This is a genomic window from Telluria beijingensis, assembly GCF_030770395.1.
GTDB classification, from domain to species: Bacteria; Pseudomonadota; Gammaproteobacteria; order Burkholderiales; family Burkholderiaceae_D; genus Telluria; species Telluria beijingensis.
The window spans coordinates 3,749,569-3,773,254 of sequence record NZ_CP132480.1; the positions used below are offsets into that span (position 1 = coordinate 3,749,569).

The following is a 23,686-nucleotide window of genomic DNA, read 5'->3' on the forward strand; positions in this document are numbered from 1 at the left end:
TGAATATTTTATGAAACGAGGCGGCTGTTCTTCATGCGCAGCGCCTGCCCGGCGGGCGACAAGCCATTGAGCAGCGCCAGCGTATCGATGCTGTGGGCATGGCAGATCGCCACGCCGAGGGCGTCGGCGGCATCGGTGCCCGGCAGGCCCGGCAGCTTGAGCAGGCGCGCGACCATGTCCTGCACCTGCGGCTTGGCCGCCTTGCCGGTGCCGACCACGGCCTGCTTGACCTGCACCGCCGTGTATTCGGCCACGTCCAGGTCGGCGCTCACCAGCGCCGTGATCGCCGCACCGCGCGCCTGGCCCAGCAAGAGCGTGGATTGCGGATTCACGTTGACGAAGACTTTTTCGATGGCGGAACAGGCCGGCTGGTAAGTGGCGATGATTTCGCTGACGCCGGCCAGGATGACCTTCAGGCGCGGCGGCAACGCGCCTTCCAGCCCGGTCTTGATGGTGCCGGAGGCAATGTAGCGCAGCCGGGCGCCGTGTTTTTCAATGACGCCGAAGCCCGTCGTGCGCAGGCCCGGGTCGATGCCGAGAATAATCATGGTGGAATGTTACCCCGGCTGGGGGTGTTCGTGGGAAAAATACTGTGCAAAAACACAGTTCACCACGCTTCGATCGCATCGGGCCGGCCCATTGCGCCGGCCCGATGGGGTCGCCGGATCAGTGACGGAAGTGACGGGTACCGGTGTACAGCATCACCACGCCGCGCTCGTCGGCCGCGTCGATCACTTCCTGGTCGCGCATCGAGCCGCCCGGGTGGATGACGCAGGTCGCGCCGGCATCGACGACGACATCCAGGCCGTCGCGGAACGGGAAGAAGGCATCCGACGCTACGGCCGAACCGGCCAGCGTCAGGCCGGCGTTCTGCGCCTTGATCGAGGCGATGCGGGCCGAGTCGATACGGCTCATCTGGCCGGCGCCGACGCCCAGCGTCATGCCGTTGGCGCAGAACACGATCGCGTTCGACTTGACGAACTTGGCCACGCGCCAGGCGAACATCATGTCCTGCAGCTGCTGCTGGGTCGGTTGCTTCTTGGTGACCACGCGCAGGTCGCCCAGGCCGACGTTTTTCGCATCCGGCGACTGCACCAGCAGGCCGCCGCCGACGCGCTTGACGTCGTAGTTGTTCTGGCCGGCGCCCAGTGCGATCTCGAGCAGGCGCACGTTCTGCTTGGCCGCCATGATCTGGCGTGCCTCGGCCGTGAACGATGGCGCGATCAGCACTTCGACGAACAGCTTCGACAGGGCTTCGGCCGCCTTGCCGTCGACTTCGACGTTGAAGGCGATGATGCCGCCGAAGGCCGAGGTCGGGTCGGTCTGCAGCGCGCGCGAGTAGGCGTCCAGCGCATCGACACCGATCGCCACGCCGCACGGGTTGGCGTGCTTGACGATCACGCAGCCGGCCGGCTGGCCCAGGCCGCCAAGCGACTTGACGCATTCCCAGGCCGCGTCGGCATCGGCGATATTGTTGTACGACAGTTCCTTGCCCTGCAACTGGGTGTAGTTGGCCAGCGCGCCGTCGACCGTGACCAGGTCGCGGTAGAAGGCGGCGCCCTGGTGCGGGTTCTCGCCGTAGCGCATGTCCTGGACTTTTTCGAAGCCCATGTTCAGGGTCTGCGGGAAGCTCGAGCGGGTCGCGTGCGCGCGGTCTTCGCCCAGGCTGGTCAGGTAATTCGTGATGGCGCCGTCGTATTGCGCGGTGTGCGCGAACACTTTTTTCGCCAGGCGGAACTTGGTCTCATAGCTGACCGGGCCGGTGGCTTCGCCCTGGCCCTTCATTTCGGCCAGCACCACGCCATAGTCCACCGGGTCGACGATCACGACCACGTCGCGGTGGTTCTTGGCCGCCGAGCGCAGCATGGTCGGGCCGCCGATGTCGATGTTCTCGATCGCGTCTTCCAGCGAGCACTCTTGCCTGGCAACCGTCTGCTGGAACGGATACAGGTTGACCACGACCATGTCGATCTGCGGAATATGATGCTCTTCCAGCTTGGCGACGTGCTCCGGGAAATCGCGACGCGCCAGGATGCCGCCGTGGACCTTCGGGTGCAGGGTCTTGACGCGGCCATCCAGCATTTCCGGGAAACCGGTGTAGTCGGCGACTTCGGTCACCGGCACACCGTTATCCTGCAGCAGCTTGGCGGTGCCGCCGGTGGACAGGATGTTGACGCCGAGTGCGGACAGCGCACGCGCGAAATCGAGCACGCCGGTCTTGTCGGATACGGAAATGAGAGCTTGTTTGATCATGGTGTGGCCTATGGTTGGTAATTCGTGCGCCGGGGCGATATGTCGCGGCTACGCATCCCGAGGCGCGGCCACGTCGAGCCGTGCTTAGAGCAGCCCGTGCTCCTGCAGTTTCTTGCGCAAAGTGTTCCGGTTGATGCCCAGCATCTGCGCGGCGTGCGACTGGTTGCCGTCGGCGCGCGACATGACGACCTCGAGGACGGGCTTTTCGACGGTCAACACCATCATGTCGTAGATGTTGGTCGGCTTTTGTTCGCCCAGATCGTTGAAATAGTCTTCGAGACTCTTCTGGACGACTTCCTGGATACTTTCTTTGCTCATGTCTTCTGCTGCTTCATCCTGGTTTAATGATTGCTGCGCTCACGCACAGCGCGTCCCCGTGTTCTTCTTGTGGTGTGCTGATTGTTGATGCTTATGCCGCGATCGCGTCGACATCCGGATGCGAGGGGCGGTATTGTAACCGCTCGCCATGCCGGTGCTGCGATTTGAAAAAGGCGTCGACCGCCGCCAGTTGCTCGGCAGTCGATTCCAGCAAGTTCATGCGCTGCCTAAATTCTTCGCCGCCCGGCAAGTCCTGGACATACCAGCCGATGTGCTTGCGCGCGGTGCGCACGCCGACGTATTCGCCATAGAAGGCGTAATGGGCCGGCAAATGCTCGTTCATCAATTCGCGCACCTCGTCCACCAGCGGCGCCGGCAAGTGTTCGCCGGTGCGCAGGTAGTGGTCGATCTCGCGGCAGATCCAGGGCCGGCCCTGGGCCGCGCGGCCGATCATGACCGCATCGGCGCCGGTGTAGTCGAGCACGAACTTCGCCTTCTCGGGCGTCGTGATGTCGCCATTGGCCACCAGCGGAATGCTGACTGCCTGCTTCACGGCGCGGATGGTGTCGTACTCGGCATCGCCCTTGTAGCCGTCGGCGCGGGTGCGGCCGTGCAGGGTCAGCATCTGGATGCCGGCCTGCTCGGCCAGGCGCGCGATGCGCAGGGCGTTCCTGTTCTCGCGGTCCCAGCCGGTGCGGAATTTCAGCGTGACCGGCACGTCGACCGCCTCGACCACGGCGTGCAGGATGCGCTCGACCAGGTCTTCGTGTTGCAGCAGGGCCGAACCGCACCAGCTATTGCACACTTTCTTGACCGGACACCCCATATTGATGTCGATGATCTGGGCGCCGCGCTCGACATTGAACTTCGCGCAATCGGCGAGGTCTTTAGGATCGGCGCCGGCGATTTGCACGGCCTTCGGCTCCATCTCGCCGGCGTGGTCGGTGCGGCGTGACGTCTTTTCGCTTGCCCACAGGCGCGGGTTCGACGCCGCCATCTCGGACACCGCATAGCCCGCGCCGAGCTGCTTGCACAGCTGCCGGAACGGGCGGTCCGTCACTCCGGCCATCGGGGCGACAAAGACGTTATTACGCAAGTGATATGGACCGATTTGCACAGCAGAAAAACTCAGAAGTTTCTTGGGAACCTGCTATTTTACCCCAAGCGCTGCTCAAATTATCAGCAAATTTACATTGATTGTTGCGCGTGCGTTATTGGCAGGCCATTGAAACCGGCGTTGCACCGGATCGTTTGCCGTCTGCCGCTCACGGCAGATCGTCCAGCGCCACCTGGCGCAGATGGTCGGTTTCGCCCCAGCTGACGAGCCGCAGCTTGCCATCCTCGACCACGAAGCGATTGATACTGGCGTTATGCACCTTGAAGTTGCGCGGGGTTTCCAGCGGCAGGCCAAGCGCGGCCCGGTAGGCGCATTCGAGCACGCCGCCATGCGCGACCAGCGCCAGCACCTGGCCGGGATGGCGCGCCGCGTGGCCCAGGATGGCGCGCGTCGCCCTCTCATAGAAGCTGAGGAAAGTTTCACCCTGATTCTGACCTGGCGGCAAGACCGCATTGACGTTGCGCGCCTGCCAGGCTGCGAACTCGAGCGGAAAGCGGGCGGCGATTTCGCTGTACAGCAAACCCTCGAAACCGCCATAGCAGCGCTCGCGTAGCTGGGAATCGCATTGCACGCCCCGGTCAGCCGATGCGCCGCGTGCGCGCACGATCGCTTCGGCCGTCTGCCGCGCCCGCGCCAGGTCGCTGGACAGGACGGCATCGATGCGTTCGCCCGCCAGCGCCGCGCCCAGCGCCGCGGCCTGGCGTTCGCCTTCGGCATTGAGCGGGATATCGAGATGGCCCTGCAGCCGGCGTTCGGCATTCCAGGCGGTTTCGCCGTGGCGGATCAGGAGGATCGTGGTCGCGCCCACGGCGGCATCGTTCTGGGTCATGAGGTTCTTGCACCCGAACCTCGGGGCGGTGAAAAAGTGGGGAAGCCGGTTATTTGGACTGGTCGGTGGACAGGTCGGCCGTGACCCGTGGATTGAGCGAATACGTGCCGAAGATGCGCGCCTCGTCGAGGATATGGCCCTGGATCGCCATGCGCGCCTCTTGGCCGGTGAACCGCCCTTCGAGCGGCAGGCGCGGGATGTCGAGCGCATACAGCGTGAATACATAGTGGTGCACGCGCTCGTCGTTCCACGGCGGGCATGGGCCATCGTAGCCGTGGTATTCGCCCGCCATGTCGGGGTCGCCCGCGAACCAGCCGGTATAGTCGTTGACGCCGTGGCGCAACTGGTGCTCGGTGCCGTTCTTGACCGTGAAGGCGACGTCGGGACCGGGCTTGCCATGCGGCGTGACCATGTCGGAAAACATGCCCTCGGCCAGCGATTTGAGGCAGACCGGGATATCGGCCAGCGTCCAGTGGAAAAAGTCGACGCGCGGCAGGGATGCCGGCACGGTGCGCCCCTCGCGGTTGACGTCGCCGCCTTCGGACGGCACGTCGGGATCGTGGCAGATCAGCACCAGCGACTGGGTGCCGGCCGGCACGTCGTCCCAGGCGATATGGGGATTGCGGTTACTCGACAGCTTGACGTGGGTGTCGGGATCGCTGACCGCGAACGCGCAGGCGGCAGGGATGTCTGCCCCGTCGGTGAATGAGTCGCTCCAGATTCGCATATGACCTCCCAGGCTATGTGTTGGACCAGTGGCGCCGGGCGCGGGTTTCAGCGCGCCGCCACGACCGGATCAAACCGCAGCCAGAATGTGACCGGGCCATCGTTGATGAGCGACACTTTCATGTCGGCGCCGAATACACCGGTCTCGACAATGCCATGGCGCTCCCGCGCCTGGCGCACGGCATGGTCGAACAGGCGCCGCCCGTCTTCCGGCGCGGCGGCCGGCGTGAACGAGGGCCGCGTGCCCGATTTCGTATCGGCCGCCAGCGTGAACTGCGGCACCAGCAGCAGGCCGCCCTTGGTATCGGCCAGGCTGCGGTTCATCTTGCCGGCTTCGTCGGAAAACACGCGGTAGCCCAGCAATTTGGTCAACAGCAGGTCGGCTTCGCGCTCGGTATCGCCCTTCTCGGCGCACAGCAGCACCATCAGGCCGGGACCGATGGCGCCGACGGTCTGGCCATCGACGCGCACCGCCGCCTCGCTCACGCGTTGCAGCAGCCCGATCATCGATCCGTCGCACCGGAAGACAAGGTCACGCGGGCGAACTTGCGCTTGCCGACCTGCACCACGACGGTGCCGGCCGCCACTTGCAAACCCTTGTCGCTGACCACGGCGCCGTCGATGCGCACGCCGCCCTGGTCGACCATGCGCATGGCTTCCGAAGTCGAGGCGCACAGGCCGGCCGCCTTCAGCAGTTGCGGCAGGCCCATAGGCGCGCCGGACAATGTCACTTCTGGCACGTCGTCCGGGATGCCTCCCTTGGAGCGGTTGACGAAGTCGGCCAGCGCATCGTCGGCCGCCTGGGCCGAGTGGAAGCGGGTGACGATCTCCTTGCCCAGCGCCACTTTCGCATCGCGCGGGTTGGCGCCGCCGTCGATGGTCGCCTTCAGCGCCGCGATATCGTCCAGCGAGCGGAACGACAGCAGGTTGAAATACTTCCACATCATCTCGTCCGAGATGCTCATCAGCTTGCCGAACATGCTGTTCGGGGCTTCGGTGATGCCAATATAGTTGTTCTTGGACTTGGACATCTTGTCGACGCCGTCCAGGCCTTCCAGCAGCGGCATGGTCAAGATGCACTGCGGCTCCTGGCCATAGTCCTTCTGCAGCTCGCGGCCAACCAGCAAGTTGAATTTCTGGTCCGTTCCACCCAGCTCAAGATCCGACTGCAAAGCGACCGAATCGTAGCCCTGCATCAGCGGATACAGGAACTCATGCACGGCGATCGGAGTCCCACTCTTGTAGCGCTTGGTGAAGTCGTCGCGCTCCATCATGCGCGCCACGGTGTAGCGCGAGGCAAGCTGGATCATGCCGCGCGCGCCCAATGGGTCGCACCATTCCGAGTTGTAGCGAATTTCCGTGCGGCTGGCGTCCAGCACCAGCGACGCCTGGCGGAAATACGTCATCGCGTTTTCCTCGACCTGCTCGCGGGTCAGCGGCGGGCGGGTGGCGTTGCGGCCCGACGGGTCGCCAATCATGGAGGTGAAGTCGCCAATCAGAAAGATCACCTGGTGGCCCAGGTCTTGCAATTGACGCAACTTGTTCAGCACTACAGTGTGTCCAAGATGCAAGTCCGGCGCCGTCGGATCGAGGCCCAGTTTGATGCGCAGCGGCTTGCCGGTTTGCTCCGACCGCGCCAGCTTTTGCGCGAAGTCGCTCTCGATCAGCAATTCGTCGACGCCGCGCTTGGCGATGGCCAGCGATTCAAGAACCTTATCAGTCAGTGGCAAAGGTTTATTGGAAGTTGCCGTAGTGCCATCACCGGCTGCGTTTGAGGTCATAAAATTCGTGTAGGAAATTGGCTAAAGCGGTTGTAGGACCACATCTTTTGGTATAATTCACGATCCTGTTTTCGTTTCCTAGAGAAAACTTTTTCGGAAACGGCAGACATGGCCCTTGAAAGTTCAGCCGCAAATTTTAACTGATTGCATGAACCCTATACAGAAAATCACTGGTAAAAGCCTGCTAGCGCTAGTGCCGAAGACCCGCAAAGCCCGCGTCCTGAGCGCCGGCGCCGTCTTCCTCAGCGTGTGCGCCTTCGGCGCCGTGGGTGTTGCCCCGATCGCTCCCGATCCCTCCGACCTGCCCGTCACCTCCGTTGCGCAAGACCTGGAACTGCCGAACCTGGCCGAACAGATCGCCGCGCTGCAGCAGGACGAGCAGCAATTCATCCACGAAGAACGCATTCGCCGCGGCGATTCGCTCGGCTCGCTCTTCACCCGTCTTGGCATCGAAGACGCGCAAGCGCAAAAATTCGTTCGCTCCGACAAACTCGCCAAGCGCCTGCTGTCGCTCCAGACCGGCAAGCGCATCCAGGCCGAGACCGACGAGAACGGCCTGCTGCTGTCGATGCGCGCCACCGTCACCGACGGCAAGAATGGCGAAGCACGCACGATCAGCGTCGAGCGCAAGGGCGAGGCATTCGTCGCCCTCGAAGCGCCGGCCAAGCTCGAGCGCCGCGTCGAAATGCGTTCGCGCGAGATCACCTCGTCGCTGTACGCGGCCACCGACGCCAATGTCGACGGCGGCAGCATCCCGGATTCGGTCGTCGGCCAGATCATCGAGATGTTCTCGACCAATATCGACTTCCGCAGCGACGTCAAGCGCGGCGACCGTTTCAATGTCGTGTACGAGACCTTCTGGCTCGACGGCGAACTGATCAAGACTGGCCGCATCCTGGCCGGCGAGTTCGTCAACCGCGGCACCAGCTACCAGTCGGTCTGGTACGAAGATCCGGTCAGCAAGCAAGGCGGTTACTACTCGCTCGACGGCAAGTCGCTCAAGAAAGCCTTCCTCAAGTCGCCGTTGCAATACTCGCGTATTTCGTCGGGTTTCTCGATGCGCGTGCACCCGATCTCGGGCAAGTTCAAGGCCCATAAAGGCGTCGACTTCGCCGCCGCCACCGGCACCCCGATCCGCGCCGTGGCCGATGCCACCGTCGATTTCGCCGGCAATGGCAATGGCTACGGCAATATGGTCGTCCTGAAGCACTGGTCGAACTACAGCACCGCCTACGCCCACATGAGCCGTATCGCGCCAGGCATGCGCAAGGGCACCAAGATCAGCCAGGGCCAGGTGATCGGCTACGTCGGCTCGACCGGCTGGTCGACCGGCCCGCACCTGCACTACGAGTTCCGCGTCGCTGGCGTGGCCAAGGATCCGAACAAGTTCAAGTCGCTGGCCCAGCAACCGCTGAACCAGGCCGAACTGGCACGCTTCCGCATGGCGGCTGCCGAGATGAACCACCGCTTCTCGCTGATGGCGCCAAGCGGCTCGTCGATGGCAGCACGCTAAGCCGCATAGCTCCATATAGAACGCCCTCTCGCATTTCGATGCCAGGGGGCGTTTTCTTTTATATGCATTGAGTACACCATGACCGCAACTTCCTCTCTCTACATCGGCCTGATGTCCGGCACCAGCCTCGACGGCGTCGACGGCGTGCTGGCCGACTTTTCCAACGGCGCCATCCAGACCGTGGCCGCTGCCTTCACGCCCTTCCCCGCCGAACTGCGCAGCGAGCTGATGGCGCTGCAAGCGGCCAGCGAGAACGAACTCGAGCGCGAGGCGCTGGCCGCCAATGGCCTGGCCCTGGCCTATGCCGACTGCGTGCGCGCGCTGCTGCCGTCCAGCCCCGGCCCGGTGGCCGCGGTCGCCGTCCACGGCCAGACCATCCGCCACCGCCCCGAACTGGGTTTTACCCGCCAGACCAATAATCCCGCCCTGCTGGCCGAACTCACTGGCCTGGACGTGATCGCCGACTTCCGCAGCCGCGACATCGCCGCCGGCGGCCAGGGCGCGCCGCTGGTGCCGGCCTTCCACGAAGCGGCCTTCGGCAAGCCGGGCACGGCGCGCGTGGTGGTGAATATCGGGGGCATCGGCAATATCAGCGTGCTGCATGGCGACGGCCGCGTGACCGGCTTCGATACCGGTCCCGGCAATGTATTGATGGATTTGTGGATCGCGCGCCACCAGGGCCGCGCCTATGACGAAGACGGCGCCTGGGCCGCCAGTGGCGCTGTGCACCAGGCCCTGCTGGACGAGTTGCTCGACGAGCCCTATTTCCGCCAGCCGGCGCCCAAGAGCACGGGCCGCGACCTGTTCCATGAGCCATGGCTGAACGCCAAGCTCGCGCGGTTTGGCGACGTTGCACCCGCGGACGTGCAGGCGACCTTGACGCAATTGACGGCAGTGACGATCGCGCGCGCGATCGTCGATGCGGGTGTGACGCCGGAGGCGGTGTATGTGTGCGGCGGCGGCGCCTATAACGGCGCGCTGCTGCGCGCCATCAGCGCCGGGCTGGACGGTGTGAACGTCGAATCGACGGCGGCGCTGGGCGTGGCGCCGAACCGGGTCGAGGCGCTCGCCTTCGCCTGGCTGGGCTGGCGCTTTGCCAACCGCGAACCGGGCAACCTGCCGGCCGTCACCGGCGCGCGCGGGCCGCGCATCCTCGGCGCGCTCTATCCGGCCTGAGTATGAGGGCTGAGAATCCGGCCTGAATATCAGGCCGACAGACCTTTTTGCAGCAGCTGCGCCACCAGTTCATTCATCTCGACGCCCTGCTCCTTGCTTAGCGCCTGCAGTTGCTGGACCAGGTCGCCGTTGAGCTTGACGGCAAACGGCACCAGTCCCAGCGCGCGGTCGCGCTCGCGCTGTTCGCGGCGGTCCGGCGCAGGCGCATCGCCAGCTTTCCCGATGACGGCGCCCTTCGGGCCCATCTTGTTCATCAGCTTCTTCGCGTCGAATTTCGCGAGTTCGTTCTTGTTCATTGGTTTACTTTGCTATTGGATTGAATGCTTGCGGCGTCAGTCGAAACGCTTGAGACGTTGGCCGAGAATGCCCCACTGGCAGGGGACGCCATCGACCTCGCCGCACAGCGCCCAGCCGGTGCCGATCTTTTCCACCGTAACGTCGGTCTCGATTTCCCTGGCCAGTTTCTCGGCCCAGCCCTTGGCGGCGCCCTGTCCCTTGAACAATTCCTTGCCCTCATAGATGACGGTGGCGTCGAAGACGGGCATGGCGAATACGGTCATGGCTACCTCTGTGTCGAAAAAAGCGTCATCCTAGCACCGTCGCCGGGCTGCATGGGGCGATAAATACAAACGGCCCGCAGGAGCGGGCCGTCGATGATCCAGGCCTTGGCCTGGACAGGCTGGCAACGATTACGCCGAGAACGACGAACCGCAGCCGCAGGTCGAGGTGGCGTTCGGATTCTTGATCACGAACTGGGCGCCTTCGAGGTCGTCCTTGTAGTCGATCTCGGCGCCGACCAGGTACTGGTAGCTCATCGAGTCGATCAACAGCTGGACGCCGGCCTTTTCCATCGTCGTGTCGTCGTCGTTGACGATCTCGTCGAAGGTGAAACCATACTGGAAGCCCGAGCAGCCGCCACCCTGCACGAACACGCGCAGTTTCAGGTCTGGGTTGCCTTCTTCTTCGATCAGCTGAGCAACTTTCTGTGCGGCGCTGTCGGTGAAGTTGATTGGTACGGGAATCGTGTCGAAATCTACTACTTCGGCGACTGCGGTCATGGGAAAGCTCCTGAATAAATCAAACACCGTCCATTATAGACGGTTGGTGGAAGTCATGCTGCCGAGCCTTCCACAGCGTCGGCTAGATGAAACACCGGCTCGCTCGCGGGCTGGTGGGTCAGTTTCCCTGTGACCAGGGCCCCGCCGTGCATCTCGAGCAAACGGTAGTGTACATCCCCATTTATGCGGCCTTTCGGCTGTAATTCAAGGAGTTCCGACGAATATACCGCGCCAGCGATGTAGCCATTGACTACAAGACTGGCGCAACGCACCTCGCCTTCGATGCGCGCGTGCTCGGACACGATCAGCATGCTGTCGGCGCCGTCCACCGCCACCACATTGCCGTGGACTTCACCGTCGATGCGCAGCCCGCCGGTGAAGCACAGGTCGCCCTCTATGCGGGCCGAGATCCCGACCAGGCTGTCTATCTCGCTTTTCACTTGTCGACCAAACATGGCGCACCTCTGAGGAAGATTGACTGTTCATGTGAACGTGTCCAACAGTCAATTTACCCGGCCCAAAGGTGCTCGCTTTGATCTGCGTCGGGTCGCGGATCAAGCCTGAGGATTATGGCAACAGCGCGATCTGTTGCAGGCCCTTGTTTTCTTCCAGGCCGAACATCAGGTTCATGCACTGCACGGCCTGGCCGGAGGCGCCCTTCACCAGGTTGTCCTGCACCACCAGGATCACGACGGTATCGCTGCCTTCCGGACGGTGCAGCGCCAGGCGCAGCATGTTCGAGCCGCGGGTCGAGCGCGTCTCGGGGTGCGAGCCGAACGGCATGACGTCGACGAATTCGCTGTCCTTGTATTGCTCTTCAAACAAGGCCTGCAGCGCTGCGTTGTCGATTTCCTGCGTCAGGCGCGCGTACAGGGTCGCGTGCATGCCGCGGATCATCGGCACCAGGTGCGGGGTGAAGATCAGGCCGACCTTCTGGTCGGTGTAGCGCGCCAGCTGGGCCGAGGTTTCCGGGGTATGACGATGCCCGTGGACACCATACGCCTTGAAGTTGTCGCTCGACTCCGAGAACAGCGTGCCGATCTCGGCCTTGCGGCCGGCGCCGGAGACGCCCGACTTGCAGTCGGCGATCAGGCTTCCGGCATCGATCAGGCCAGCCTTGAGCAGCGGGTAGTAGCCCAGCTGCATCGTGGTCGGATAGCAGCCTGGATTCGCGATCAGGCGCGCATTCTTGATGTCGTCGCGGTTCAGTTCCGGCAGGCCATAGACGGCTTCTTCGAGCAGCTCGGGGGCGGTGTGCTCGATCTTGTACCATTTCTCGAACACGGCGCGGTCCTTGATGCGGAAGTCCGCCGCCAGGTCGATCACCTTGACGCCGGCCGCCAGCAGCTCGGGCGCCTGGGCCATCGCCACGCCGTGCGGGGTGGCGAAGAACACCACGTCGCACTGTTTCAGGTCGGCTTTATCCGGGCTCGAGAAGGCGATATCGACGCGCCCGCGCAGCGAAGGGAACATATCGGCCACCGGCAGGCCGTCTTCCTTGCGCGAGGTGATCGCGGTCAGTTGCACATCCGGATGAACGGCCAACAGCCGCAGCAATTCCACGCCCGTGTATCCGGTTCCGCCGACGATGCCAACTTTAATCATGTCTGTTCCTTCGATAATGGTAGAAAGGCCCCCGTTACGGGACGAGGCTGCATTTTAACAGCGCGGGAACATCGAGGTTGTACCTGTCCCCAAAGCAAAAAAGCCGCCCAGCCTTGCGGCGGACGGCTTTTTCGAGCCAGCACCCGAAGGCGCTGGAGAAGACGATTAACGCTTCGAGAATTGCTTTGCGCGACGTGCTTTGCGCAGACCAACTTTCTTACGCTCGACTTCACGGGCGTCACGGGTGACGAAACCGGCACGTGCCAGGTCGCCCTTGAGGCCTGCGTCGTAGTCGATCAGTGCGCGGGTGATGCCGTGACGGACGGCGCCAGCCTGGCCCGACTCACCGCCGCCGTGCACGTTGACCTTGATGTCGAAACGCTCGACGTTGCCGGTCAGTTCCAGCGGCTGACGGATCACCATCAGGCCGGTTTCACGCGAGAAGTATTCCGATGCCGGTTTACCGTTCACGATGATCTGGCCGGTGCCAGCTTTGATGAACACGCGAGCGACTGCACTCTTGCGACGGCCGGTGCCGTAGTTGTAGTTACCGATCATGTCAGTTCCTTAGAGGGTCAGTGCTTGTGGTTGCTGAGCAGCGTGCGGGTGCGAACCTTCCGCGTACACTTTCAGCTTCTTGATCATGGCGTAGCCGAGTGGGCCTTTAGGCAGCATGCCCTTGACCGCTTTCTCGAGTGCGCGACCTGGGAAACGCTGTTGCATTTTCAGGAAGTTGGTTTCGTAGATACCGCCCGGGTAGCCCGAGTGACGGTAGTACGTTTTTGCGGTGGCCTTGGTGCCGGTCACGCGCAGTTTGCCCGCGTTGATCACGACGATGAAATCGCCGGTGTCGACGTGCGGGGTGAACTCAGGCTTGTGCTTGCCACGCAGTCGGAGTGCCACTTCGCTGGCAACACGTCCGAGGACCAGGTCCGTCGCGTCGATGACAAACCAGTCGCGCTGGACTTCATGGCCCTTAGCGGAAAAAGTTTTCATGTTTATTCCAAAAGAAAAAATTGCTCAAATGGTGGTTCCGCACAAATACTTCAGCGGACTCGTCCTTATTGTCTTTCCTGAGCAAACGGAAAGCCGGCAATCATAACCGACCTCCCGGACTGACGTCAATCCCCATCGACATCGTCTTGCATGCGGACGGTATGGCGGGCTACCCGTTCCGCATGCCTTGATGCATAGTTGAAACAATCGGTTGACCGGGGAAATAGCGCGAACTTATCATCGTTACAACCTGAGGAGATGTTGTGAAGAGATCCAAGATTCTGCCCGCCATCCTGTCCCTGCCGCTTGCGCTTGCAACCGGTTTCGCCAGCGCCCAGTCCACGGCCGCGCCAGCCAAGACCGAACGCAGCTGCCACCTGCCCGGCGTGGTCGAAAGCCTGCGCTGTATCACGGTCGACGTCCCGCTCGAGCATGCCAAACCGCAGTCCGGCACCCTCAAGCTGCACGTGACCGTCGCCCCGGCCTACCGCCAGGGCACCCGCGGCGACCCGCTGTTCGTGCTGGCCGGCGGCCCCGGCCAGGCCGGCAGCGACGTGCTGCCGCTGCTGAAGCTCGCCTTCGACCGCGTGCGCGCCACCCGCGACATCGTCTTCATCGACCAGCGCGGCACCGGGCGCTCGGGCAAGCTCGATTGCGAAAGCAAGCCGGAACACGATCGCATGACCGATGACGAGCTGATGGCCGAACTGCGCGCCTGCATCGCCGCCAACAAGCAGCCGCTGGCCGCCTACACCACGGCCAACGCCGCCCACGACCTCGAGCAGGTGCGGCGCGCGCTCGGCTACCGCCAGGTAAACGTCTGGGGCGGCTCCTACGGCACGCGCCTGGGCCAGGCCTACGCGCGCGCCTATCCGGACAGCGTGCGCAGCCTGGTGCTGGACGGCGTGGCCGCGCCCGACCAGGTGATCCCGGCCGGCGGCCGTGACGGCCAGGCCGCGCTCGACGGCCTGTTCGCCGCCTGCGCGAAGGATGCCGCCTGCAACAAGGCCTTCCCCGACCTGCGCGCCGAATTCGACGCGCTGGCGGCCAGGGTCGATGCCGGCAACGTGCGCCTGTCGCTGCCGAACCCGCGCACCGCCGAGCAGACCGAGTTCACCATGAGTTCCCAGCGCTTCCTGGGCACCGTGCACAACATCCTGTATTCCCCGGCCGATGCGCGCCGCCTGCCCTTCCTGATCCACAGCGCCAGCCGCGGCCGCTGGCAGCCCTTCGTCGCGCGCCAGAACCTGGCCGGCGACTTCGGCAACGACGCCAGCATGTCGATGCTGCTGCACTTCGCCGTGGTGTGCGCCGAAGACGTGCCGCGCTTCACGCCCGAGTTGATGAAATCCGACGCCGCCGTGATCGCCAAGCCGCTGGCCGAGATGATCCCGAAGTTGTGCCAGGACATCAAGGTGCCCGCGGTGCCCTACGTCGCGCCGTCGCGCATCGAGGCGCCGGCCCTGCTGCTGTCGGGCGCCCTCGACCCGGTGACCCCGCCGCACCGCGCCGAGACTGCCGCCAGGTCGATGGCCCGTGCCCAGCACGTGGTGGTGGCCAATGCCGGCCACGGCGTCTCGCAGCTCGGCTGCGCGCCGCGCCTGCTGCGCGCCTTCCTCGACCAGCCGCAAGCGAAACTCGACGCCGCCTGCATGGCCGAGATTCCGGCTCCTACTTTCCAGCTCGGCAACGCCGGGCCCCAACCTTGATGTCGGGATCACCATGATCGAAGTCCACGATGTACGCAAGCAGTTCGGCGCCGTCCAGGCGCTGGGCGGCGTTTCCTTCACCGCGCGCGACGGCCAGATCACCGCGCTGCTGGGTCCCAACGGGGCTGGCAAGACCACCCTGCTGCGCACCCTGGTCGGCCTGCTGAAACGCGACCACGGCACCATCTCGATCGGCGGCGTCGATCCCGAGAAGGATCCGATGTCGGTGCGCCGCAATATCGGCTTCCTGACCGACCAGTTCGGGCTCTACGAGCGCCTCACCACGCGCGAATACCTGAACTACTTCGGTGAACTCAATGGCATGGACGGCGCCGCCCTGCGCGCCCGCATCGGCGAAGTGTCCGACCTGCTCGGGATGGACGACATCCTCGAACGCCAGACCAAGGGCTTCTCGCAGGGCCAGCGCATCAAGGTAGCGCTGGCGCGCACCCTGCTGCACCGCCCGCGCCACCTGCTGCTCGACGAACCGAGCCGCGGCCTGGACGTGATGAGCACGCGCGCCCTGCGCACCGCATTGAACGCCCTGCGCGAGGATGGCTGCTGCGTGATCATGGCCACCCACGTGATGCAGGAAGTGATCCACCTGTGCGAAGACGTGATCGTCATCGCCAAGGGCCATACCGTGGCCCAGGGCTCGCCCCAGGAACTGTGCCAGCGCACCGGCATCGCCGACCTCGAGGACGCTTTCGTGAACCTGGTCGGCACCGAGGAAGGTATCGCATGAAATCGAAGATCCGAGTCGTATTCCTGAAAGAGCTGCGCGAGACCCTGCGCGAGAAGCGCACTTTCGGCTTCCTGGTGCTGATGGTGCTGTTCTATCCCTTCCTGATCGGCCTCACGCTCAACCAGGTGATCGACAAGAGCACCCGCTCCGAGCGCGAAGGCGTGCACCTGACCGTCATCGGTGCGGACAAGGCGCCGACCCTGGTCGCCCAGCTGCGCGAGCGCAACGTGACGGTCAACGAGTCGGGGCCGATGACCGAGGACGCCATCGCCGAACTCCTGCACGGCAAGAAGATCGCGGCGGTGCTGCGCCTGTCCGACGACTTCACCGGCAACTACCAGGCGATGCGGCCGGCGCAGATCGAGATGTGGTTCGATTCGTCGGCCGAAAGCGGCCCGCAGCGGCGCGAGCTCGACGAGATCCTGACCGCCTACGGCAACAACATCGCCAGCGCGCGCCTGCTGGCGCACGGCGTGTCGCCGGCCACGCTGGCGCCGATCCAGCTGCAGCGCTACGACACCGGCACCAATGCCTCGCGCTCGGCGATGCTCATCGGCGGCATGATCGGCTTTTTGTTCTTCCCGGCCTTCATCCTCAATATGTCGTCGGCGGTCGACAGCACCGCCGGCGAACGCGAACGGCGCTCGCTCGAAGTGCTGATGGCGCAGCCGGCGCATAGCTGGGAACTGGTGGGCGGCAAGTGGCTTGCGTCGAGCATCCTGGCGGTGGTGGGCGTCACCGTGGTGCTGATGCTGGGCCATGCGGTGCTGAAATGGCTGCCGCTGGAAGAAATCGGCATGTCGTGGAACCTGGGCTGGGGCGGCATGCTGCTGGTATGCCTGGCCAGCGTGCCGCTGTCGCTGCTGTCGGCGGCCCTGTACGTGGCGCTGGCGATGAACGCCAAGACCTTCAAGGAAGCCCAGACCACGATCAGCCTGGTCATGATCGCGCCGCTGATCCCGGGCTTCGTGGTCTCGTTCATGGAACTCAAGACCGCGCAGTGGATGTACCTGGTGCCGATGCTGTCGAACCAGACCCTGGTCAAGGAACTGGCCAAGAGCGGCGACATCGGCGCGCTGCCGTTCGTGCTGACCTTCCTGTGCTCCCTGGTCCCGGCGCTGCTGGTGGTAGCCTTCGCCAGCTGGCGCATGAAGAGCGAGAAGTACGTGCTGGGCGTGTGATGGCCGCGGCGGCGCTGCCTTGCACGCGAAGGCGGCGGCTGCCGTACAATCGAATGCCTTATCTACGCTTCACAGCAACACGGAGAATCGCATGGAAGTGAAAGTCAGCTGGAACGGCCCCTCGGGCATGAGTTTCCGCGCCGAGACGGGCAGCGGCCACATGGTGACGATGGATGGCGCGCCGGATGGCGGCGGCCATAACCTGGCGCCGCGCCCGATGGAGATGGTGCTGGTGGGCACCGGCGGCTGCACCGCCTACGACGTGGTCCTGATCCTCAAGCGCGGCCGCGAGGACGTGCGCGGCTGCGACGTGACCTTGCAGGCCGAACGCGCCGACGTTGACCCCAAGGTGTTCACGAAGATTAACTTCCACTTCACGGTCACTGGCCGCAACCTGAAGCCGGCGGCGGTGGAGCGCGCGGTCAACCTGTCGCACGACAAATACTGCTCGGCGTCGATCATGCTGGCCAAGACGGCCGAGATCACGCATTCGTTCGAGATCGTGGAAGTCTGAAGCGCCAGCCCTCTAGTTAGCCCAAAGACCGTCGTTCCCGCGCAGGCGGGAACCCAAGTGTGCTGGCGGGCCAGTAACGTCAAACGTCAGTAGCCAGGCAAAGGCCTTGGGTTCCCGCCTGCGCGGGAACGACGTTCATGGGGTGCGGGTCAGATGCGATACGCGGTGGTGGTCATCACCTTGGCCATCGCCCGCATCGCCAGCCTGACCGGCAACGGCAACGCCGACGCCCCGGCCGCCTCGGCCGCATTGGCATGCGCGATCTCGTCGACCCGCATCTGCTCGACGATCGCGCGCGACTTGCTATCCTGCTGCGGCAGCAATTCAAGATGGCTGTTCAGGTGCGCCTCGACCTGGCGCTCGGTCTCGACCACGAAGCCCAGGCTCACCGGATCGCCGATCCGGGCCGCCACGGTGCCCATCACGTAGGCGCCCGCATACCACAGGGGATTCAGCACGCTCGGCTGCGAACCGAGTTCGCCCAGGCGCTGGGCGCACCAGGCCAGGTGGTCTTCTTCCTCGCGCGCGGCGTGCTCGAACTGGACCCGCACCTGCGGCGTGTGGGCGAAATTGGCCTGCGCGTCGTACAGCGCCTGCGCGCACACCTCGCCCACGTGGTTCACCCGCATCAGCCCCGCGCTGTGGCGGCGCTCGGCGTCGCTCAATTCGCTGTCGATGGCGTGCGCGCCCGGGTTCGGACGCGACATCGCCGCCACTCCGCCGACGACGCGCAAGGCCTTGTCGACGCCGACGATCAGGTGGTCCAGGGGGCTGATGAAACGGTTCGCAATCATGGTGTGCTCGATCTGGTGGTCGCTGAAGCGGCCATTATATGCCGTCGGCCCGCGCCCCAGAGTGCGCCTGCGCCGTCGGCCCCTCCGGTTCTTCGCCCGGTTCAAGCTTCCTGCGCGCGATCCAGTCGACCAGCGGGCCCTCGGGCTCCAGCCCCGAGATATTCTTGGCCACGCCCAGGTTCAGCTCCAGCAGGAACGGCACCGACACCAGCGGCACGCCCGGGCAATGGCGCTTGAACGCATCCAGGAAGCGTTCCGACTCCACCGTCGGCATCACCCTGGCGCCGCTCATGAACTGCAGCACGCTGGTGATGGTGTGGCCCTTGCCCAGCGTGTGGTAGATGAAGCGGTTGAACTCGCGGTCGACCGCCTTGAAGTCGATCGTCTCCTTGGTCATCAGGCCCGCCAGGTAGACCAGTCCCAGCGCGACGCGGAACCAGTCGGTCGATTCGGCCCGGCTGCGCCCTTCGCGCATCAGGATCAGGAGCTTTTCTTGGGTGACGGAGTCCATGCGGCCATTATCCACGCTTTCCCCCCGCTTGCGCCGCACGCCCGCCTACCGTTGCAAGAAATTTATGGAAAGAAAACCATCATGCATCCTGTCACCGGATAATGCGGTCTGGGCCACCGTTTGGACCGTGTGTCGCACCGTGCCCGCCGCGGCGGTGCCGATTGAATACAATGCCAGTGTGAAAAAGTGTTTTGCACGTCGTAAACACGTGCAGCGAGCAGCCAGGAGTCGTCATGCAACTGAAAATCCGCAATTTGTCCAAGACCTATGCCAATGGCGTGGTCGCGCTGGACCGTGTCACCCTCAACATCCCGGCCGGGATGTTCGGGCTGCTCGGTCCCAATGGCGCGGGCAAATCGACCCTGATGCGGATCCTGGCCACCCTGCAGGAATGCGATTCCGGCTCGGTGTTCCTGGACGATATCGACGTCCTCGACGAAAAGGACGCGGTGCGCCGCCTGCTGGGCTACCTGCCGCAGGATTTCGGCGTCTATCCGAAGGTCAGCGCCCAGGAACTGCTGGACCACTTCGCCCAGCTCAAGGGACTGTCGCACAAGGCGCGCCGGCGCGAGGTGGTCGACGGCCTGCTGCAGCAAACCAACCTGTGGGAAGTGCGCGACCAGCGCCTGGGCACCTTCTCGGGCGGCATGCGCCAGCGCTTCGGCATCGCCCAGGCCCTGCTGGGCGACCCGCGCCTGATCATCGTCGACGAACCCACCGCCGGCCTCGACCCGCAGGAGCGGGTGCGCTTCCATAACCTGCTGTCCGACATCGGCGAAGAGCGCACCGTGCTGCTGTCGACCCATATCGTGTCCGACGTGGCCGACCTGTGCGCCAATATGGCGATCATCAACAAGGGCCAGGTGCTGCTGTGCGGCGAGCCGCAGGAGCTGATCTACGGGATCGAAGACTTCATCTGGGCCCGTTTCGTCACCAAGGCCGAGCTGCCCGCTTTCCAGTCGCGCTACAGCGTGATCTCGACCCGCCTGCTCAGCGGCCGCACCCTGATCCACGTGTATGCCGAGGACGATCCCGGCGACGGCTTCGAACCGGCCCGCGCCAGCCTGGAAGACGTCTATTTCGCCACCATCGCCGGCCGCCATAATCCGGCCGCGGGAGACTGCTGACCGTGCGCGCCCTGTTCGTCATCGCCCGTTTCGAGGCGAGCCAGCGTTTGCGGCGGCTCTCGACCTGGGTCTATTTCAGCGTCTTCCTGGCGCTCGGGATGCTGTGGATGGCCGCCTCGGGCGGCGTGTTCCGCGACCTGATGGTCTCCTTCGGCAGCCAGGTCCTGATCGACGCCCCGCGCCAGATCGCGATCGCCACCGCGCTGCTCGGCAGCCTGGGCGTAGTAATCGCGGCGGCGGTAATGGGCCGCGCGGTGCAGCAGGACTTCGAGCACGAGATGCACCACTTCTTCTTCAGCGCGCCGTTGACGAAGGCCGACTACGTGTTCGGCCGCTTCCTCGGCGCCTTCGCGACGCTGGCGGTGATCTTTACCGGCATCGTGCTGGGCCTGTGGCTAGGCACCTTCATTCCCGGCATCGCGCCCGACCGCCTGGGCGGCGCGCCGCTGTCGGCCTGGGTCAAGCCCTACCTGTTCACGCTGCTGCCCAACCTGTTCATCTTCGGCGCGATCTTCTTCGTGCTCGCCGCGCTGACCCGGCGCATGCTGCCGGTCTACGTGGCCGCCGTGGTCATGACCATCGGCTACACCGTCGCGCCGTCGCTGGCGCGCGACCTCGACTTCAAGACCCTGGCCTCGCTGATCGACCCGTTCGGCACCACCGCCCTGCTGCTGCTCACCGAATACTGGCCGCTGGCCCAGCGCAACCTGGACCCGATCGACCTGCAGGACGTCTACCTGCTGAACCGCCTGCTGTGGTGCGGCTTTGCGCTGCTGGCGCTGCTGCTCGGCTACTGGCGCTTCCACTTCATCGGCGAGGCCGACGCGCAGGCGCGGGGCAGGCGCAAAGGCCCGGCCGAGACCCCGCTCGAGCTGTCCCAGGCCGCGCGCGACACCACCGCGCAACCCGATTTCGCCGCGCGCAGCCTGGCGCTGCTGCTCCTGAAGTCGGCCAGGGGCGAGCTGCGCGAGATGACCCGCAACGTCTACTTCGCGGCCCTGGCCATCGCCGCCTTGCTGACCCTGGTCGTCAGCGCGATCGACCTCGACGCGATCTACGGCACCGCCACCTATCCGATGACGTACATGCTGCTGGAGCTGATCCGCGAAGTGTTCGGCCTGTTCATGCTGGGCACCACGATCTTCTATGCCGGCGAACTGGTCTGGCGCGAGCGCGAGACGCGGGTGGCGCAGATGCTCGACGCGCTGCCGGTGCCGAGCTGGCTGCCGCTGGCCGCCAAGACCCTGGCCCTGGTCGGCCTGCAGGCGCTGCTGGTGCTGCTGGCCATGGCCACCGGCATGCTGATCCAGCTGTTCAAGGGCTACTTCCAGCTCGAGCCAGGCCATTACCTGCATGCGCTGTTCACCATCCTGCTGCCCAACTACGCGCTGATCGCGGTGCTGGCGATCGCGGCGCAGGTGATCGTGAACCACAAATACCTGGCCAACTTCCTGATGATCGCCTGGGTGCTGGCCGCGATCCTGCTGGGCGGCACCGGCCAGAACCATCCGCTGCTGTGGTACGGGGTCTGGCCCGACCTGACCTGGTCGGCCATGAACGGCTATGGCCACCACCTGCTGCGCGACCGCTTCTACCTGTTGTACTGGAGCGGCGCGGCCCTGGTGCTGCTGGCGCTGGCGCGCGCGTTGTGGCCGCGCGGCGTCGACGACACCTGGCGCGAGCGCCTGCGCCTGGCGCGCCGCAACCTGACGCCATCGGTGCTGGCCTGCCTCGGCCTGGGGCTGGCCGTGTTCGCGGGCACGGGCGGCTTCCTGGCCTGGGAACTGTCCCAGGGCGGCTACCTGACCGCCTGGCGCAGCGAATCGCTGCGCGCCGAGTACGAGAAGCGCTACCACGGCTTCGCCAGGCTGGCGCAGCCGCGCATCGTCGATGTCAGGCTCGATGCCGACATCGATCCCGAACGGCGCGCCCTGCAGGTCAAGGGCCGCTACCGGCTCGAGAACCGCAGCGGCGCGCCGATCCGCGACCTGGTGCTGTACCAGCAGCGCGGCGCGCAGCTGGCGCTGCGCTTTTCGCAACCGGCGGCGCTCGTCGCGCGCGAACCGGAGCTCGGCTTCTATCACTACCGCCTGGCCACTCCGCTGGCGCCGGGCGCGCGCCTGGACCTCGAGTTCGACCTTGGCTACGCGCCGCGCGGCCTGCTGGGCCTGGGCAGCGACACGCCGGTGGTCGGCAACGGCACCTTCTTCACCAACGAGGTCATGCCGCGCATCGGCTACCAGCCGTCGGTCGAGCTGCGCGCCGCGCACGACCGCCGCCGCCACGGCCTGGCGCCGCGCGCGCCCCGGCGCGCGCGCGCCGGGGCGCGCGCGGCGCCCGGCCGGGGGGGCGGCGGGCGGGCGCGGCGCGCCGCGCCCGCCCGCCGCCGCCGCGGCGGGGCGGCGCGCGCCCCCTGGCGGGCCCGCGACGATCCGGCCGGGAGCGCGACCCATGCGCTGGGCGTCGACGCCGACTGGATCGGCTTCGAGGCCACCGTCAGCACCAGCCTGGACCAGGTCGCGATCGCCCCCGGCACCCTGGTGCGCGAATGGAACGACGGCGCGCGGCGCCACTTCCGCTACCGGATGGACCGTCCGATGCCGAACGCCTACGCCGTCCAGTCGGCGCGCTACGAGGTGCGCCACGACCGCTGGCAGGACGTGACGATCGACGTCTATTACCAGCCGGGCCACGACTTCAACGTCGAGCGCATGATCCGCGGCGCCCAGGCCGGCCTGGACTACGGCGCGCGCAACTACGGGCGCTATCCGCTGCGCGAGCTGCGCATCGCCGAGTTCCCGCGCTACGTGCGCAACGCGCGCACCTTGCCAGGCCTGATCCCGTTCCCGGAGAGCGGCGCTTTCATCGCGCGCGTCGATCCCGGCTCGCCCAAGGACCTCGACTACCCGTTCTACGTCAGCGCCCACGAGGCCGCGCGGCAGTGGTGGGGCCAGCAGCTGGTCGGCGCCGACACGCGCGGCGCCACCCTGCTGTCCGAGAGCCTGTCCGAGTACACGGCGCTGATGGTCATGCGGCGCGCCTTCGGACCGGATCGGATGCGGCGCTTCCTGCGCCACGACCTGGACGCCTACCTGATGGGCCGCGCCCAGGAGCAGGAGCGCGAACTGCCGCTGGCGCACAACGAGAACCAGCGCTACATCGCCTACCGCAAGGGCGCCCTGGCGCTGTACCTGCTGCAGGACATGCTGGGCGAGGACACGGTCAACGGCGTGCTGCGCGGCCTGCTGCAGCAATACGCCTACCAGGGCCCGCCCTACCCCACCGCCGCCAGCCTGGTCGACGGCCTGCGCGCGGTGACGCCGCGCGACAAGGCCTACCTCATCGACGACCTGTTCGAAGCGGTCGTGTTCTACGAGAACCGGGCCGCCGGCGCCGTCTCCCGACGCCGTCCGGATGGCAAGTACGAGGTCACGATCGATGCCCATGCCGGCAAGCTGAGGGTGAGCGGCCAGGGCGAGGAACAGCCGATGCCGCTGCACGACTACATCGAATTCGGCGTCGACGACCGGAATGGCAACCCGCTGGCGCGCGAACGGCGGCTGGTGACCCAGGCCGCCCAGCAACTGACGCTGGTGGTCGACAGCGTGCCGGGCCGGGCCGGCATCGATCCGGACAACAAATTGATCGATCGAAAACCGAATGACAATATGCTTCCAGTCGACAATCAATAGTTCTCGCGCTATGATCAGGACAAAATTATAGGAGAGAACAT

General features: G+C 65.1%; 25 protein-coding genes. 8 read left to right on the plus strand and 17 right to left on the minus strand.

The window, feature by feature from the left end:
• Nucleotides 1–8 precede the first annotated feature (8 nt).
• The 8 genes from ruvC to tyrS form a co-directional block, all read right to left on the minus strand.
• Nucleotides 9–548 carry a crossover junction endodeoxyribonuclease RuvC gene (ruvC, locus tag Q9246_RS16590; protein WP_306391750.1) on the minus strand — a complete coding sequence of 180 codons (540 nt, stop codon included), beginning with the start codon at nt 546–548 and terminating at the stop codon, nt 9–11.
• Nucleotides 549–666: 118 nt separating this feature from the next.
• Nucleotides 667–2,253 (minus strand): bifunctional phosphoribosylaminoimidazolecarboxamide formyltransferase/IMP cyclohydrolase, encoded by a 1,587-nt coding sequence (gene purH / locus Q9246_RS16595; RefSeq protein WP_306391752.1) that lies wholly within the window; start codon nt 2,251–2,253, stop codon nt 667–669.
• A gap of 84 nt (nt 2,254–2,337) precedes the next feature.
• A complete protein-coding gene (locus Q9246_RS16600; protein ID WP_005667930.1) occupies nt 2,338–2,571 on the minus strand; it encodes a helix-turn-helix domain-containing protein in 234 nt (77 codons plus the stop codon).
• 91 nt (nt 2,572–2,662) lie between these two features.
• Entirely contained in the window at nt 2,663–3,688 is a 1,026-nt protein-coding gene (gene dusB, locus Q9246_RS16605; protein ID WP_306391755.1) for a tRNA dihydrouridine synthase DusB, read from the minus strand.
• Between the two features lie 148 nt (nt 3,689–3,836).
• A complete protein-coding gene (locus Q9246_RS16610) occupies nt 3,837–4,517 on the minus strand; it encodes a histidine phosphatase family protein (RefSeq protein ID WP_306391756.1) in 681 nt (226 codons plus the stop codon).
• A gap of 49 nt (nt 4,518–4,566) precedes the next feature.
• Nucleotides 4,567–5,244 (minus strand): YbhB/YbcL family Raf kinase inhibitor-like protein, encoded by a 678-nt coding sequence (locus Q9246_RS16615; protein ID WP_306391757.1) that lies wholly within the window; start codon nt 5,242–5,244, stop codon nt 4,567–4,569.
• Nucleotides 5,245–5,291: 47 nt separating this feature from the next.
• On the minus strand, nt 5,292–5,750 hold the full coding sequence (dtd, locus tag Q9246_RS16620) for a D-aminoacyl-tRNA deacylase (protein WP_306391758.1): 459 nt from the start codon (nt 5,748–5,750) through the stop codon (nt 5,292–5,294).
• A complete protein-coding gene (tyrS, locus tag Q9246_RS16625) occupies nt 5,747–7,024 on the minus strand; it encodes a tyrosine--tRNA ligase (protein WP_306391759.1) in 1,278 nt (425 codons plus the stop codon). Before tyrS ends, dtd begins: the two co-directional genes overlap by 4 nt.
• Before the next feature lie 148 nt (nt 7,025–7,172).
• Here tyrS and Q9246_RS16630 point away from each other — a divergent pair, with 148 nt between their 5' ends.
• Together Q9246_RS16630 and Q9246_RS16635 are read left to right on the plus strand one after the other, a co-directional pair.
• Nucleotides 7,173–8,537 (plus strand): M23 family metallopeptidase, encoded by a 1,365-nt coding sequence (locus Q9246_RS16630; RefSeq protein ID WP_306391760.1) that lies wholly within the window; start codon nt 7,173–7,175, stop codon nt 8,535–8,537.
• A gap of 78 nt (nt 8,538–8,615) precedes the next feature.
• Nucleotides 8,616–9,713: an anhydro-N-acetylmuramic acid kinase gene (locus Q9246_RS16635; protein WP_306391762.1), complete on the plus strand. Its 1,098-nt coding sequence runs from the start codon at nt 8,616–8,618 to the stop codon at nt 9,711–9,713.
• A gap of 29 nt (nt 9,714–9,742) precedes the next feature.
• Here Q9246_RS16635 and Q9246_RS16640 read toward each other — a convergent pair whose 3' ends face one another.
• From Q9246_RS16640 to rplM, 7 genes are all read right to left on the minus strand, one after another.
• Entirely contained in the window at nt 9,743–10,009 is a 267-nt protein-coding gene (locus Q9246_RS16640; RefSeq protein ID WP_306391763.1) for a hypothetical protein, read from the minus strand.
• Nucleotides 10,010–10,045: 36 nt separating this feature from the next.
• On the minus strand, nt 10,046–10,273 hold the full coding sequence (locus Q9246_RS16645; protein WP_306391764.1) for a hypothetical protein: 228 nt from the start codon (nt 10,271–10,273) through the stop codon (nt 10,046–10,048).
• A gap of 129 nt (nt 10,274–10,402) precedes the next feature.
• Nucleotides 10,403–10,771, minus strand: coding sequence for an iron-sulfur cluster insertion protein ErpA (gene erpA, locus Q9246_RS16650; protein WP_306391765.1), 369 nt, complete (start codon nt 10,769–10,771; stop codon nt 10,403–10,405).
• Between the two features lie 53 nt (nt 10,772–10,824).
• Complete coding sequence (locus Q9246_RS16655) at nt 10,825–11,226, minus strand: bactofilin family protein (RefSeq protein ID WP_005667909.1); 402 nt, start codon at nt 11,224–11,226, stop codon at nt 10,825–10,827.
• A 112-nt stretch (nt 11,227–11,338) separates the two neighbouring features.
• Complete coding sequence (argC, locus tag Q9246_RS16660; protein WP_306391766.1) at nt 11,339–12,376, minus strand: N-acetyl-gamma-glutamyl-phosphate reductase; 1,038 nt, start codon at nt 12,374–12,376, stop codon at nt 11,339–11,341.
• A gap of 165 nt (nt 12,377–12,541) precedes the next feature.
• On the minus strand, nt 12,542–12,934 hold the full coding sequence (rpsI, locus tag Q9246_RS16665) for a 30S ribosomal protein S9 (protein WP_005667904.1): 393 nt from the start codon (nt 12,932–12,934) through the stop codon (nt 12,542–12,544).
• 9 nt (nt 12,935–12,943) lie between these two features.
• Entirely contained in the window at nt 12,944–13,372 is a 429-nt protein-coding gene (gene rplM, locus Q9246_RS16670) for a 50S ribosomal protein L13 (protein ID WP_123069984.1), read from the minus strand.
• Between the two features lie 263 nt (nt 13,373–13,635).
• Between rplM and Q9246_RS16675 the strand changes: the two genes are divergently transcribed.
• From Q9246_RS16675 to Q9246_RS16690, 4 genes are all read left to right on the plus strand, one after another.
• On the plus strand, nt 13,636–15,081 hold the full coding sequence (locus Q9246_RS16675; RefSeq protein WP_306391767.1) for an alpha/beta hydrolase: 1,446 nt from the start codon (nt 13,636–13,638) through the stop codon (nt 15,079–15,081).
• Between the two features lie 13 nt (nt 15,082–15,094).
• Entirely contained in the window at nt 15,095–15,826 is a 732-nt protein-coding gene (locus Q9246_RS16680; RefSeq protein WP_306391768.1) for an ABC transporter ATP-binding protein, read from the plus strand.
• Nucleotides 15,823–17,007 (plus strand): ABC transporter permease, encoded by a 1,185-nt coding sequence (locus tag Q9246_RS16685; protein WP_306391769.1) that lies wholly within the window; start codon nt 15,823–15,825, stop codon nt 17,005–17,007. Before Q9246_RS16680 ends, Q9246_RS16685 begins: the two co-directional genes overlap by 4 nt.
• Before the next feature lie 91 nt (nt 17,008–17,098).
• Nucleotides 17,099–17,521, plus strand: a complete 423-nt coding sequence (locus tag Q9246_RS16690; protein WP_306391770.1) for an OsmC family protein — start codon at nt 17,099–17,101, stop codon at nt 17,519–17,521.
• Between the two features lie 149 nt (nt 17,522–17,670).
• Here Q9246_RS16690 and coq7 read toward each other — a convergent pair whose 3' ends face one another.
• Together coq7 and Q9246_RS16700 are read right to left on the minus strand one after the other, a co-directional pair.
• Nucleotides 17,671–18,315: a 2-polyprenyl-3-methyl-6-methoxy-1,4-benzoquinone monooxygenase gene (gene coq7 / locus Q9246_RS16695; protein WP_306391771.1), complete on the minus strand. Its 645-nt coding sequence runs from the start codon at nt 18,313–18,315 to the stop codon at nt 17,671–17,673.
• Nucleotides 18,316–18,349: 34 nt separating this feature from the next.
• Complete coding sequence (locus Q9246_RS16700; protein WP_306391772.1) at nt 18,350–18,826, minus strand: hypothetical protein; 477 nt, start codon at nt 18,824–18,826, stop codon at nt 18,350–18,352.
• 233 nt (nt 18,827–19,059) lie between these two features.
• Between Q9246_RS16700 and Q9246_RS16705 the strand changes: the two genes are divergently transcribed.
• Nucleotides 19,060–19,953 carry an ABC transporter ATP-binding protein gene (locus tag Q9246_RS16705; RefSeq protein WP_306391773.1) on the plus strand — a complete coding sequence of 298 codons (894 nt, stop codon included), beginning with the start codon at nt 19,060–19,062 and terminating at the stop codon, nt 19,951–19,953.
• A 2-nt stretch (nt 19,954–19,955) separates the two neighbouring features.
• Nucleotides 19,956–23,645 (plus strand): hypothetical protein, encoded by a 3,690-nt coding sequence (locus Q9246_RS16710; RefSeq protein ID WP_306391774.1) that lies wholly within the window; start codon nt 19,956–19,958, stop codon nt 23,643–23,645.
• The last annotated feature ends 41 nt before the right edge of the window (nt 23,646–23,686 follow it).